The 13,799-nt window shown below is 44.1% G+C and carries 15 protein-coding genes and 1 tRNA gene; 15 read left to right on the top strand and 1 reads right to left on the bottom strand.

All coding sequences use genetic code 11. The annotated features are described in order from the left end of the window. The first annotated feature begins 2 nt into the window (after positions 1-2). The 14 genes from hisD to B4U37_RS18935 all read left to right on the top strand — a co-directional run bounded on the left by hisD (position 3) and on the right by B4U37_RS18935 (position 12,448). Positions 3-1,280: a histidinol dehydrogenase gene (hisD, locus tag B4U37_RS18995; RefSeq protein WP_198317122.1), complete on the top strand. Its 1,278-nt coding sequence runs from the start codon at positions 3-5 to the stop codon at positions 1,278-1,280. A 12-nt stretch (positions 1,281-1,292) separates the two neighbouring features. After that, the gene (hisB, locus tag B4U37_RS18990) at positions 1,293-1,880 is read left to right on the top strand and encodes an imidazoleglycerol-phosphate dehydratase HisB (protein ID WP_010196875.1); all 588 of its coding nucleotides are present in this window, start codon (positions 1,293-1,295) and stop codon (positions 1,878-1,880) included. Between the two features lie 3 nt (positions 1,881-1,883). Continuing rightward, positions 1,884-2,516: an imidazole glycerol phosphate synthase subunit HisH gene (gene hisH / locus B4U37_RS18985; RefSeq protein WP_088019490.1), complete on the top strand. Its 633-nt coding sequence runs from the start codon at positions 1,884-1,886 to the stop codon at positions 2,514-2,516. 1 nt (position 2,517) lies between these two features. Then, complete coding sequence (hisA, locus tag B4U37_RS18980) at positions 2,518-3,246, top strand: 1-(5-phosphoribosyl)-5-[(5-phosphoribosylamino)methylideneamino]imidazole-4-carboxamide isomerase (RefSeq protein ID WP_088019489.1); 729 nt, start codon at positions 2,518-2,520, stop codon at positions 3,244-3,246. After that, positions 3,247-4,005, top strand: coding sequence for an imidazole glycerol phosphate synthase subunit HisF (hisF, locus tag B4U37_RS18975; RefSeq protein ID WP_088019488.1), 759 nt, complete (start codon positions 3,247-3,249; stop codon positions 4,003-4,005). Beyond that, positions 4,002-4,667, top strand: coding sequence for a bifunctional phosphoribosyl-AMP cyclohydrolase/phosphoribosyl-ATP diphosphatase HisIE (gene hisIE, locus B4U37_RS18970; protein ID WP_425444093.1), 666 nt, complete (start codon positions 4,002-4,004; stop codon positions 4,665-4,667). The genes hisF and hisIE overlap by 4 nt, the downstream gene beginning before the upstream one ends. A 153-nt stretch (positions 4,668-4,820) precedes the next feature. Next, positions 4,821-6,248 carry a tetratricopeptide repeat protein gene (locus B4U37_RS18965; protein ID WP_198317049.1) on the top strand — a complete coding sequence of 476 codons (1,428 nt, stop codon included), beginning with the start codon at positions 4,821-4,823 and terminating at the stop codon, positions 6,246-6,248. An 89-nt stretch (positions 6,249-6,337) separates the two neighbouring features. Continuing rightward, positions 6,338-6,484 carry a hypothetical protein gene (locus tag B4U37_RS22100; RefSeq protein ID WP_157663836.1) on the top strand — a complete coding sequence of 49 codons (147 nt, stop codon included), beginning with the start codon at positions 6,338-6,340 and terminating at the stop codon, positions 6,482-6,484. Between the two features lie 454 nt (positions 6,485-6,938). Next, positions 6,939-7,895, top strand: coding sequence for a thioredoxin-disulfide reductase (trxB, locus tag B4U37_RS18960; protein ID WP_088019486.1), 957 nt, complete (start codon positions 6,939-6,941; stop codon positions 7,893-7,895). An 841-nt stretch (positions 7,896-8,736) separates the two neighbouring features. After that, entirely contained in the window at positions 8,737-9,195 is a 459-nt protein-coding gene (locus tag B4U37_RS18955) for an 8-oxo-dGTP diphosphatase (protein ID WP_010196852.1), read from the top strand. A 27-nt stretch (positions 9,196-9,222) separates the two neighbouring features. Continuing rightward, entirely contained in the window at positions 9,223-10,113 is an 891-nt protein-coding gene (gene rapZ / locus B4U37_RS18950; protein ID WP_088019485.1) for an RNase adapter RapZ, read from the top strand. Beyond that, positions 10,113-11,081 (top strand): gluconeogenesis factor YvcK family protein, encoded by a 969-nt coding sequence (locus B4U37_RS18945; protein WP_088019484.1) that lies wholly within the window; start codon positions 10,113-10,115, stop codon positions 11,079-11,081. Before rapZ ends, B4U37_RS18945 begins: the two co-directional genes overlap by 1 nt. Before the next feature lie 93 nt (positions 11,082-11,174). After that, positions 11,175-12,119: a DNA-binding protein WhiA gene (whiA, locus tag B4U37_RS18940; protein ID WP_088019483.1), complete on the top strand. Its 945-nt coding sequence runs from the start codon at positions 11,175-11,177 to the stop codon at positions 12,117-12,119. A 71-nt stretch (positions 12,120-12,190) separates the two neighbouring features. After that, complete coding sequence (locus B4U37_RS18935; RefSeq protein ID WP_010196842.1) at positions 12,191-12,448, top strand: HPr family phosphocarrier protein; 258 nt, start codon at positions 12,191-12,193, stop codon at positions 12,446-12,448. Between the two features lie 39 nt (positions 12,449-12,487). Here the strand turns inward: B4U37_RS18935 and clpP are convergent, their stop codons facing one another. Then, positions 12,488-13,075, bottom strand: coding sequence for an ATP-dependent Clp endopeptidase proteolytic subunit ClpP (gene clpP, locus B4U37_RS18930; protein ID WP_010196841.1), 588 nt, complete (start codon positions 13,073-13,075; stop codon positions 12,488-12,490). A 354-nt stretch (positions 13,076-13,429) separates the two neighbouring features. Here clpP and B4U37_RS18925 point away from each other — a divergent pair. Further along, positions 13,430-13,507: transfer RNA gene (locus tag B4U37_RS18925), tRNA-Arg, on the top strand. The last annotated feature ends 292 nt before the right edge of the window (positions 13,508-13,799 follow it).

Raw genomic sequence — 13,799 nt, 5'->3', positions numbered from 1 at the left:
TGATGAAGATAAAAAAAGTGAGTGAATCGGTATCCCTCCGTCGTTCGATCGACCAAGGAACAGAAGAACAACGCGTTGCTGTCCTTCAGATTCTGCAAACGGTCAAGGTACAAGGAGATCAAGCCTTGTTTTCCTACACTGAAAAATGGGATGGTGCGAAGCTATCCACATTAAAAGTAACAAAAGAAGAAATCCAAGCAGCTTATCAACAACTTTCTCCACAAGTTATCAACATTATCCACAATGCAGCAGAAAACATCCGCGATTTTCATCAAAAACAGGTCAAGCAGTCGTGGTTATCCACAAAACCAGACGGGACCATTCTCGGTCAACAGGTGACAGCACTTGATGCGGTAGGTGTCTATGTACCCGGTGGAAAAGCGGCTTATCCATCTTCTGTATTGATGAATGTTATTCCGGCACAAGTGGCGGGGGTGGAGCGCATTGCGATGGTGAGTCCTCCTTCTGCAGATGGGACATTGCCTGCAGGGGTGCTCGTGGCAGCGGATATTCTAGGTGTGGATGAGATCTATAAAGTTGGTGGAGCACAGGCTGTTGCGGCTCTTGCTTATGGAACGGAAACCATTCAGGCTGTGGATAAAATTGTGGGACCAGGTAACATTTTTGTGGCACTTGCGAAAAAAGAAGTCTATGGACTTGTGGATATCGATAGCATTGCCGGACCTAGTGAAATTGTCGTATTGGCTGATGAAACGGCACACGCTGACGAGATTGCCGCGGACTTATTATCCCAAGCAGAACATGATGAACTTGCTTCAAGTGTTCTTGTGACCACTTCGGCATCACTTGCGGAACAGGTCGCAAAGGAAGTAGAAGAACAGCTTTCAAGCCTGCCGCGTGAAGCAATAGCTCGGGCTTCCATTGAAGCATATGGCACTATTTTTGTAACAGACACGATGAAAGAGGCACTCCGTGTGGTCAATGAACTGGCGCCGGAGCACTTGGAAGTCATGACAGCTGAGGCAATGAACCTTCTGCCGTATATCAAGCATGCTGGAGCTATTTTCCTGGGAAGATACAGTTCAGAACCTGTTGGGGATTATTTTGCCGGGCCGAATCATGTGTTACCTACTAATGGGACTGCCCGCTTTTCCAGTGGATTGTCTGTGGACGAATTTGTGAAAAAGTCCAGTGTGATTATGTACAGTGAACAGGCTTTAAAAGAGAATGTGGATAAAATTGCGGCTTTTGCTCGCCTAGAGGGTCTAGAAGCGCATGCCCGTGCGGTCGAATCCCGATTTACTAACAAGGAAAAGTGAGGAGACATTCTGATGACACGAACAGCTAGTTTGGAGAGAAATACGAAAGAAACGCAAATACAGCTTGCTTTTACAATAGATGGAGAAGGAGCGGCAAAGCTTGAGACGCCTGTCCCGTTTATGACACATATGCTCGACCTTTTTACAAAGCATGGCCAGTTTAACTTGGACTTGCAGGCAAATGGGGATGTGGATATCGATGATCACCACACAACAGAGGATATTGGAATTTGCCTTGGTCAGGCGTTAAAAGATGCACTTGGGGATAAAGTGGGGATAAAACGATACGGAAACGCGTTCGTACCCATGGATGAGGCTCTTGCACAAGTGGTCGTAGATCTGAGCAACCGTCCACATCTTGAAATAAGAGCGGAATTCCCAAGCCAAAAGGTCGGCACGTTTGACACTGAACTTGTACACGAATTTTTGTGGAAGCTTGCATTAGAGGCCCGAATGAACCTACACGTGATTGTGCATTACGGGACGAACACCCATCACATCATTGAGGCAATATTCAAGGCGCTTGGTCGTGCACTGGACGAAGCAACCACGATTGATCCGCGAGTTAAAGGGGTACCATCTACGAAGGGAATGTTATAGAGGATGATAGGCATCATTGATTATGGAATGGGGAATTTATATAGCGTCAGCAAGGCATTGGAGCGGATGAATGTCGAGTGTGTCATCTCTAATGATCGGGATGTGCTGTTTGAGGCAGAAGGACTTATCCTCCCAGGTGTCGGCTCGTTCCGTGACGCCATGTCCATTTTACAGGAAACAGGCCTTGATTCTTTTATAAAAGAGGAAGTGGCGCGGGGTAAAAAAATGCTTGGGATCTGCCTTGGCATGCAGCTGTTGTTTGAGGAAAGTGAAGAGAACGGCGTTACAGAGGGACTGTCTCTTTTAAAAGGCAAGGTGGAACGCTTTCCAGGAGTTACAGAGGTAGGTGCATCATACAAGGTTCCACATATGGGATGGAACAAGCTTGAATTCCAACAGGCATCCCCGCTTTTAGAGGGTGTGCCAGAGGACTTTGTTTATTTTGTTCATTCCTATTATGTAAAAGATTTTGCTGAGGCGGAACTATTGGCAAGCAGTACATATGATGTGCAGGTGCCGGCTGTGGTGGGACGCGGAAATGTGTTCGGCACACAGTTTCACCCGGAAAAAAGCAGCAATGTCGGCTTGGGAATTTTGAAAAACTTTGTGAACCTTGTGAAGGAAGAGGAGCGATAATATGAGTTTTACCATTTATCCGGCTATTGATATGCGCGGTGGAAAATGTGTACGTCTGCTGCAGGGAGATTATAATAAGGAAACAGTATACGGGGATTCGCCGTTTGATATGGCAAAAACATTTGTGGAGCAGGGTGCAGAGTGGATTCATATGGTGGATCTTGACGGTGCAAAGGCTGGCTCGCCAGTCAATGACCGTTTTGTGCTTCAGGTGGCACAAGAGCTACCTGCGAAAGTGCAGATTGGCGGGGGAATCCGCACGGCGGAGGATGTGGAGCGTTATTTGGACAATGGTGTTGATAGAGTCATTTTAGGAAGTGCGGCAATAAATGACCCTGAATTTGTGAAGTCGATGCTTGCCAAATATGGTGCTAAGATTGCGATTGGGCTTGATGCAAAGGATGGCTATGTGGCAACAGAAGGCTGGGTGGAAACGTCGACTGTGAAAGCCACTGTCCTTGGAAAAGAGCTAGCAGATGCTGGAGCGGAGACATTCATTTTCACAGATATTGCAACAGACGGCATGTTATCTGGACCGAATGTAGATGCGACGGTGGAACTTGCTCGTGTGACAGGTGCTTCTGTCATTGCTTCAGGGGGAGTAAGTTCAGTTGATGATCTGTTGGCGCTTCGAAAGTTTGCCGACGATGGCGTCTCAGGTTCCATAGTTGGTAAAGCAATCTACACAGAGAAAATCAACCTTGCTTGTGCATTGGAAGAGGTGAAATAGATGCTTACGAAACGGATTATCCCTTGTCTGGATGTAAAAGAAGGACGGGTGGTAAAGGGAGTTCAGTTTGTCGAGCTCCGAGATGCGGGTGATCCGGTTGAGCTTGCTGCCTTTTATGATGAAGAAGGTGCAGATGAACTGGTGTTCCTTGATATTTCTGCCTCCCATGAAGGGCGTGAAACGATGGTGGATGTGGTCGAGCAGGTGGCTGCAAAATTGGCGATTCCGTTCACAGTCGGGGGCGGCATCAACTCTATTGATGACATGAAGCGGTTGTTGCGTGCAGGTGCGGATAAGGTTTCTCTAAACACGGCTGCCTTGTTGAATCCTTATTTGATCCAAGCCGGAGCGGATTACTTTGGCTCGCAATGCATTGTTGTAGCGATTGACGCTAAGTATGACGAGAGCCTCGGTTCGTGGAGAGTGTATACGCATGGCGGGCGCAGGGAAACGGACTGGGAAGTGGTGAAATGGGCACAAGAATCGGTTAAGTTAGGCGCAGGGGAGATTTTATTAACTAGCATGGACAGTGACGGGGAGAAAAAAGGCTTTAACCTAGCTTTGACCAAAGCGGTAAGTTCGGCTGTTTCTGTACCGGTAATTGCCTCTGGTGGGGCAGGTGAAGCGTCTCATTTTCTTTCGGCGTTTGAAGAAGGAGCAGCAGATGCAGCACTTGCAGCTTCTATTTTCCACTATAAAGAAACGAGTGTTAAAGAAGTAAAAAGCTATCTTAAGGAGAAAGGGGTGCAGGTTCGATGATCAACTTAGAAGCGGTAAGGTTTGATGAAAAAGGGCTTGTCCCGGCAATTGTGCAAGATGCTTCTACTAAAGAGGTGTTGACGTTAGCATATATGAACGGGGAGTCATTGGTAAAAACGGTCGAGACTCGGGAGACATGGTTTTGGAGTCGCTCTCGTGGGGAACTTTGGCATAAAGGCGCAACTTCCGGTAACACGCAGCGTGTGGTAGAAATGCGATATGACTGTGATCAGGACGCGGTGCTTGTGCTGGTGGAACCGAATGGACCGGCGTGTCATACCGGTGCGGAAACTTGTTTTCATGAGGTGGTGCTTGGTGCCGATTCTGATGTGGCGGGGGAATTCGGTGCTTCGGCTTCAGGGACAACTGCTATTTTATCACGCTTAGAATCTGTCATTGCATCCCGTGCTGTGGATAAACCAGCAGGCTCTTATATTACTTATCTTTTTGAAGAAGGTGTGGATAAGATTCTGAAGAAGGTTGGCGAGGAAGCGGCAGAAGTAATCATTGCGGCGAAAAACCGTGACCGCGGAGAGCTTACTTGGGAGGTTGCCGATCTCCTTTTCCATGTGATGGTGTTGTTGCGTGAGCAGGACGTGAGCTTGGATGAAGTGTTATCGGTGCTTGAAGAACGGCATGCCAAAAAGCCATCTGATAAATAAGGTGGATAACTTAGTTTTAGCACTTTTCTGGTTAAAAACTGGGAAAGTGTTTTTTATTTGCAAATAAAGCACACCTCAAAATTTCCCACCTATTCTTTCCAACCTCTCTTATGTTATACTACGAACGGTAAGTAAGTTTGTATGGAGGCTATAATGGGAAAAAATCCGAATGTGAAACAAGTTGCGAAGATCATCCCATTTGCGCAGAATGGCGATTATTTTTTTCAAAAAGGGATCCGCGCTTATCGGAAGCGGGATTTATATAAGGCAAGAAAATGGCTCCAACGAGCGGAGGCGATGAAACCTAGCGATGCATCGATTATGTGTCAGCTGGCGATTGTCCTCACCGAGCTTGGTGACTATCAGCGTTCTAATGAACTTTTAGAAGATATTATAGAAGATTTGGCACCGGACATGCATGATTGTCACTATTTCTTGGCGAACAACTATGCCTATTTGGGATTATTTCAAGAGGCAAGAAAGCATGCTGAGGAATATTTGACGATGGAGCCGGACGGAGAATTTGTCGAGGACACAGAGGATTTGATTGATCTTTTGGAAATTGAGGCAGATGAAGCGGAAGATTATGTGGATGGCCAGGACCACCTTATTGTCATGCAGGAAAATGCAAGAGGTCTGCTTGAAAAGGGGGAACTAGAAGAAGCATTGGCGCTGCTCGAACAGATTATCGAGGAGTATCCACAATTCTGGTCGGCATATAATAATCTGGCACTAGCCTATTTCTACAAAGGGAATTTAACGGAGGCTAGAGAAGTCCTGGAGGAAGTTCTGGAAAAGAATCCAGGAAACCTGCATGCGCTTTGTAACTTGCTCGTTTTCTTCCATTATGAAAATAATGTGAAGGAAATGAACAAACTGGCAAACCGCCTTGAGAAGGTTACACCTATTTTGGTGGAACACCGTTATAAGCTCGGAGCGACTTTCGGGTTGATTGGCAGACATGAATTGTCTTTCAAATGGTTACGTTCCTTGCAGAAAAACGGTTTCCAAGGGGACGGTACGTTTTATTTTTGGTTGGCAAATGCAGCCTACCAAACAGAGCGTTTTACCGTTGCAGAACAGGCGTGGTCCAAAGTTGTTGAGATGAATCCTGAAAAGTCCGGAACGGAGCCATGGAATCATATGGAGGATAAGACGGTTGAGGAAGAAGAAGCAGAACAGCTTTTTCATATTTTCCAATCAAGTACTTCTAACAAAACAACAGTCAAAAACGTACTGGAACAATCCTTTGTCACCTCGACTGTCCGTGAATTTGCCATGTTTGCCTTATTGAATCGTAAAGATGTGCCAGTAAATGTCGTGAATGGGTATGAGATTGCGTCATTATTAAATACAAAACAAGCTGATATGATTGTAAAAGAATGGTTTGATTTATATGCTCGAGCATTAAAACAAGCTGTCACTTTCACGAACGCACCAGCATGGGCAGCCGCATTTTCCTACGTCTGGAGCAAAGGAAACGGCTATGCTGTAACGCAGAAAGAGCTGGTGGAAACATATGAAATTTCCGCAAGCACTTTAAGAAAATATATTAAAAAAGTAGAAGATCTACTTACTTAAAAACCGAGCTGCGATGATGCTCGGTTTTTTTGCGTGGTTGGTGACCTTAATTATGGAAGAAATGGTAAAATGGTGTTGAGGTGATAGCAATGAGAAAATACATATTAGTGGTGCTTTCATTAATCATGATTGCTCTTCGTTTTACGCAATATATCTTGAAAATAAACCACGAGTTGGTCCAATCGGAAATGGTCCTGTCCCAACTCCTTGGTTTTTGGTTATTTCGATGGTTTTAAGTGGTATCGCTTTTTTAGCTCTGAGCATAATGATGTTCGTAAAGGATAATAAGGGGAAAAATGGCACGCAATAAAGCCCTGAGCCGGTTGAAAAGAGTAAACATTGTCCTCATAGGGTGTCAATGAAACCCTGAGCCGATGAAAAAGAGCAAACATTGTCCTCGTAGGGTGTCAATGAAACCCTGAAGTGGTGAAAAAGAGTAAACATTGTCCTCGTAGGATGTCAATGAAGCCCTGAGCCGATGAAAAAGAGGAAACATTGTCTTCATACCATGCGAAGAGACAGTAAAGCCTTACCAAACTTTCCATGAGCAAAAAATTGGACGGACAACACACCTGTTATATAGGATAGTAACTGGGAATACTTTTAAAGGTATTCTGTAAATATAAATATAAAATTGGATGAAAATAGGGTTTTCATAATATGCAGTAAAGAGTTAAAGGAGTGGGCAACATGACAGAAGAAAAAATTTATGACGTGATTATTATTGGGGCTGGACCCGCGGGAATGACATCTGCCGTTTACACATCTCGTGCGAATCTTAGCACATTAATGATTGAGCGCGGAATGCCTGGCGGACAGATGGCGAACACAGAGGAAGTAGAAAACTACCCTGGATTTGACCATATTTTAGGACCTGAGCTTTCCACTAAAATGTTCGAGCATGCGAAGAAATTTGGTGCGGAGTATGCTTATGGTGACGTCAAAGAGGTTATCGATGGAAAAGAATATAAAACAGTAAACGCTGGAAGCAAGTCTTACAAAGGCCGTACTGTTATCATTTCAAGTGGAGCTGAATACAAAAAAATCGGCGTGCCTGGTGAAAAGGAGCTTGGCGGACGTGGGGTTTCCTACTGTGCGGTATGTGACGGCGCGTTTTTCAAAAATAAAGAATTAGTAGTTGTTGGTGGAGGAGATTCTGCTGTTGAAGAAGGAGTATACCTGACTCGCTTTGCTTCCAAAGTGACGATTGTTCACCGCCGCGACGAGCTTAGAGCGCAAAAAATCCTTCAGCAACGTGCTTTCGACAATGACAAAATTGACTTTATTTGGAGCAACACGATTAAAGAAATCAACGAAAAAGATGGCAAAGTTGGAAGTGTGACACTTGTCAGCACAAAAGATGGCGAAGAACAAGAATTCCAGACAGACGGTGTCTTCATCTATGTGGGAATGCTTCCTCTGACAAAACCGTTCTTGAATCTTGGTATCACAAATGACATGGGTTATATTGAAACAAATGAGCGCATGGAAACAAAAGTCCCTGGAATCTTTGCAGCGGGTGATATCCGTGAGAAAACTCTACGCCAAATTGTTACGGCAACTGGTGACGGAAGTATCGCAGCTCAAAGTGCCCAGCATTTTGTAGAAGAGCTAGCTGAGGAGTTAAAAGCAAACGCAGCAAAATAATAGGCTAAAGGATAGGGACGCTAGGTATGTCGAACTATAAAAGGCTTTGTCGAAATATCCCTTTAACCAAAACGTAACTGCGCCTTAACGCATCTGTAACAGCTTTGAAACAATAATCGGTTATTATATAAATAGTAATTGACCCCCTTTTATAAATATAGTGGATGACACGGGTTCCCTTTTTCCCGTGTCCTTTTTTTATGTCTTTTTTTGTGTGGCATGCCGTGCGTTTTTGTCTATACGCCCGAAGCCGGCGGTTTACAAGCAGAACGGTTAAATAGGAGCCCTCTATACGCCCGAAGCAAGTGGTTTTTAAGCAGATCGGTCAAATAGAAGCCCTCTATAAGCCCGAAGCAAGCGGTTTTTAAGCAGACGGGTCAAATAGGAGCGTTCTATACGCCCGAAGCAAGCGTTTTTTAAGCAGATTGGTCAAATAGAAGCGTTCGATAAGCCCGAAGCAAGCGGTTTTTAAGCAGATCGGTCAAATAGAAGCGTTCTATAAGCCCGAAGCAAGTGGTTTTCAAGCAGAACGGTAAAATAAAACCGTTCAACCAAACCTTACCTCATACCTCCTTGTTTACTCTATCCCACAAAGCTATGATATACTTAAAAAGTAAAGCGTTTACACGAAACTACTCCCGATCTGGAATCGATACCTGTAAGAAATCCTGACACACAGTTTGCTAATTTGTAGAACTTTACTGTGTCTTAATCAATACTTTTGCTGTAAAATAAAAAATGATACACTTGGCTAGTTTTAATTTTTATGCCGCTGTTGCTTTCTGCAAACAGCATTATAGATATAAAATTCAGTCAGCCAAGCTCAAAAGGGGTTGTAACCATGCAAAGAGTAACAAATTGTGTGCTAGTAAAAGATGACCAAGTGCTACTATTGCAAAAGCCACGTCGTGGATGGTGGGTTGCACCTGGTGGAAAAATGGAGCACGGAGAATCCGTAAAAGATACGGTTGTGCGCGAATATCGTGAAGAAACTGGCATTTACTTAAAAAATCCTGCCCTAAAGGGTGTTTTTACATTTGTAATAAAAGAAGGCAAGGATATCGTATCCGAATGGATGATGTTCACCTTCCTTGCAACGGAGTATGACGGACAGAATGTGAAGGAATCAGAGGAAGGAAAAATTGAGTGGCATAAGCAGGAAGAGATTGCAAAGCTTCCAATGGCACCTGGTGATTTTCATATTCTTGATTACCTCATTAAAGGATCTGGCATGATTTTTGGGACATTTACTTATACGCCGGACTTTGAACTGTTGTCCTACCGTCTTGATCCGAATTGATTAGACAAAAAAGGGAGTGGAAGATACATGAGTACAGGTACGAGCAGTGATGTCAAATTAGTCATTATCACTGGGATGAGTGGAGCTGGGAAAACAGTGGCCATTCAGAGTTTAGAGGATCTCGGATTTTTCTGTGTCGATAATCTGCCGCCGACTTTGCTTCCAAAGTTTTTGGAGCTGATGGAGGAGTCAGGCAGTAAAATGAATAAAGTGGCTTTGGTAATGGATTTACGCGGCCGTGAGTTTTTTGACAGCCTGTTTGAAGCGCTGGATGATATTTCGGAATTGTCATGGGTGACACCGCAAATTTTATTCCTTGATGCTAAAGATTCCGTTTTGGTGACGCGATATAAGGAAACAAGAAGATCGCATCCATTGGCAAAATCAGGACTTCCGCTTGAAGGAATTGAACATGAGCGCGAGTTGTTAGAAGAGTTAAAGGGACGTGCCCAACTGATTTTGGACACTTCCAACCTAAAGCCACGTGAACTTAGAGAGAAAATCCTCAAACAATTTGCCACACACTCCAAACAGACTTTTAAATTGAATGTCGTTTCCTTCGGTTTTAAATATGGACTTCCTATAGATGCAGATCTTGTGTTTGATGTACGCTTCTTACCAAATCCCCATTATATTGACCATATGAGACCGATGACGGGGCTTGATGAAGAGGTTTCTTCCTATGTGTTGAAGTGGACGGAAACGCAGAAATTTATAGAAAAGCTTACGGACCTGCTGACTTTCATGCTTCCGTACTACAAGCGAGAAGGAAAGAGCCAGCTGGTCCTTGCGATCGGATGTACAGGAGGGCAGCACCGTTCTGTAACCTTGGCAGAGTATTTTGCCAAGCATTTCAAGGATGAATATGATACACTCCTAACACACCGAGATATTGAGAAACGAAAGGGTAAACACTGATGAGACGTCAAAAAGTACCTAAAATCGTCATCATAGGAGGGGGAACCGGGCTGCCAGTTTTACTCCGGGGTCTCAAGCATTATGATGTGGATATAACCGCGGTGGTGACAGTTGCCGACGACGGTGGGAGCTCAGGCAGATTGCGCGATGAACTGCATATCCCGCCTCCTGGAGATGTCCGGAACGTGCTTGCCGCCTTATCAGATGTGGAGCCGTTAATCGAGGATCTTTTCCAGCACCGTTTTGCAACAGGCAATGGACTTTCAGGACATTCACTCGGTAACTTGCTGTTAGCGGCGATGACTACCATTACAGGTGACTTTGTCCATGCCATCCGTGAAATGAGCAAGGTGTTGAACGTTCGTGGAAAGGTTCTGCCTGCAGCAAACCAAAGTGTTATTTTACATGCGGAAATGGAAGACGGCTCGATTGTTACTGGTGAATCCAAGATCCCTGACAACGGTCAGAAAATAAAGCGAGTGTTCCTTACCCCTGATAAAGTGGAGCCACTACAGGAATCAGTCGATGAGATAGAAAAGGCAGATTTAATTATCGTCGGACCTGGAAGTCTCTATACTAGCATACTGCCAAATCTTCTTGTTCCGAAAATAGGAGAGGCTGTGTGTAACGCACACGCCAAAAAAGTGTATATATGTAATGTCATGACGCAAGCCGGTGAAACGCTTGAATACACGGCAAGCGATCATGTTAAAGCACTCTATGACCATTTGGGCTGCCGTTTCATGGATACCATTCTTGTGAATGATGAGGGAATTCCAGATGAAATAGCCCTTCGCTATAAAAAAGAATCTGCAACACCAGTAATATATGATATTGCCGCCTTGTCTAATTTGGGGCTTGAAATTGTACATGATAAAATCATCCGATACGAAGATGGAGTGATTCGTCATGATACTCAAAAAGTAGCGGCACTCTTGTACTCCATGATAAAATCGGACGAAAAATAGGATGCAAACGGATGCATTGCTGGTGGTAAGAGGATAATCTACTGTTTGAACACCTCGCAGACACCAAGTACTTTCACAATGGAGGTGAAAACAATGTCCTACGCTTCTGAAACAAAAAAAGAATTAACCACCATCGAAACAAAAGACTGTTGCGTTAAGGCGGAACTTGCGGCGCTGATCCGAATGAACGGTTCTCTATCCTTTTCCAATCGCAAATTGATCTTGGATATACAAACCGAAAACGCCGCGATTGCCCGCAGAATTTACACGTTAACAAAAAGGATTTATGATGTGCGCGTCGAATTGCTTGTACGAAAGAAGATGAGACTAAAAAAGAATAATGTCTATATCGTTCGTTATGCCGAGCAGGCGCATTATATTTTGGATGAATTGAAGATTTTAAAGGATGGATTCACGTTCGTTCGTGACATTTCCGAGGACCTGATTAACAAAAAATGCTGCAAACGATCATATTTGCGAGGAGCATTCTTGGCTGGAGGTTCGGTTAATAACCCAGAAACGTCTTCCTATCATCTTGAAATATTTTCGCTCTACCACGAACACAACGAATCATTATGTGAACTGATGAATAGGTTTCACTTAAACAGTAAAACATTGGAGCGGAAAAAGGGCTATATCACATACCTGAAAGAGGCCGAAAAGATCGCGGAATTCTTAAGCATCATCGGTGCCCATCAGGCATTGCTGAAGTTCGAGGACATCCGGATTGTTCGTGATATGCGGAACTCGGTTAATCGCCTCGTGAACTGTGAAACTGCCAACCTCAATAAAACGATTGGTGCTGCGATTCGCCAGGTGGAAAACATTCGCTTTATCGATAGCACGGTCGGCCTTGGTATATTGCCTGACAAGCTTCGTGAAATCGCGGAACTGCGCGTCACCTATCAAGATGTCACGTTAAAAGAACTTGGTGAAATGGTGTCGAGCGGGACGATCAGCAAATCCGGTATCAATCACCGACTACGAAAAATAGATGAAATTGCCGATAAACTACGTGCAGGGGAATCTGTTAAATAAAACTGGAGAAAGTCACCTTAATTTGAGCTGACTCAGCCAGCAAACATACATGAAATAGAGGAGGAATAGAAATGGTACAAAAACAAGTGGATGTTCGTTTAAAAACTGGCTTGCAAGCTCGCCCGGCAGCACTTTTCGTACAGGAAGCTAACCGCTTCTCAAGCGAGGTTTTCTTAGAAAAGGACGGGAAAAAGGTAAATGCGAAAAGTATTATGGGCTTGATGAGCTTAGCTATTAGCACTGGTGCGACGATTACATTAATTGCTGATGGTCACGATGAACAAGAGGCGATCGCTGCCTTAACGGCATATGTACAACAAGAGAACTAAAAAACCGGGTCTCCCCTTGATGGGAAGCCCGGTTTTTTGTTATAGGTTGTTTTTATTCATAACTTTATCAATCAATCCATATTCCAATGCACGTTCGGCAGTCATGAAGTTGTCGCGGTCTGTGTCGCGGGAAATCACTTCGATTGGTTGGCCAGTTTGCTCGGATAGGATGGTGTTAAGCTTTTCGCGTAGGAACAAGATGCGTTTTGCAGCGATCTCGATTTCCGTTGCTTGACCTTGTGCTCCACCAAGTGGTTGGTGAATCATGACTTCACTATTTGGAAGCGCGAAACGCTTGCCTTTTTCACCAGCTGCAAGTAAGAATGCTCCCATGGAAGCGGCCATACCCACACATATTGTGCTGACATTTGGTTTAATGAAGTTCATTGTATCGTAGATGGCCATACCAGCTGTAATGGATCCACCCGGGCTGTTGATATAAAGGGAGATATCCTTATCAGGATCTTCCGCTGCCAAGAATAAAAGCTGAGAAACAATGGAGTTAGCCACATTGTCATCAATTGCACTTCCAAGCATGATGATACGGTCTTTTAATAGACGGGAGTATATATCGTACGCGCGCTCCCCACGGCTTGTTTGTTCAATAACTGTAGGAATTAAGTTCATCTCACTTTTCCTCCTTAAAATTTAAATTTCAATCGATATAGGCTCCTATGTAAAAATGGGAAAACCTTCAGCGAACCTATACCAATTAGTAAGTATTACTAAATCTTTATGTACTTTTATCATACATACAAGGTCAAGAATGGTCAAATAAAAACCATCGCAAATACCCCCATTTTTCCCCATGTAATAATCATATCCAGTATGGGGTGGGATTAAACTTCGAAAGGGGGTACCGGGCGGCTTATAGAACAAATTTAAGGGGAGTTAATTTCTCTACCGGCACGACTTGTTATTGCCGGACTCTCGACAATTAGTGTATAATTTGGTATATTAGTAAAGTTCCATTTGCAGCGTGCGCTCGTAGCTCAGGGGATAGAGCGGTGGTTTCCGGTACCGCGTCATGCGGGGGTTCGAATCCCTCCGAGCGCGCCATTATCAATTGGAAAAACTTACGTTTGATACATAGTCAGCAACCATGCTATAGTATTACTTGTAACGGACAAGCGCCGTTATCTCATATTATCTACTCACCCAGTGTCGGCACACTGGGTTTTTATTTTGTCAAAAAGGTATCTCAGCGTAATGATGGGATGCCTTTTATTCTTTTTATTTTGAAGTTAAGGCGAACGGAAAATATATTTGGGTTAACGGAAAATAAACCTCCTCCAACCCTCTGTACAAATAAATCCTCACAACAAAACTTCACCCGAAACTAAGTATGACC

The organism is Sutcliffiella horikoshii (assembly GCF_002157855.1).
Lineage (GTDB): Bacteria > Bacillota > Bacilli > Bacillales > Bacillaceae_I > Sutcliffiella_A > Sutcliffiella_A horikoshii_C.
The sequence above is the reverse complement of the archived record's forward strand: the minus strand, read 5'-3'. Positions and strand labels throughout refer to the sequence as shown.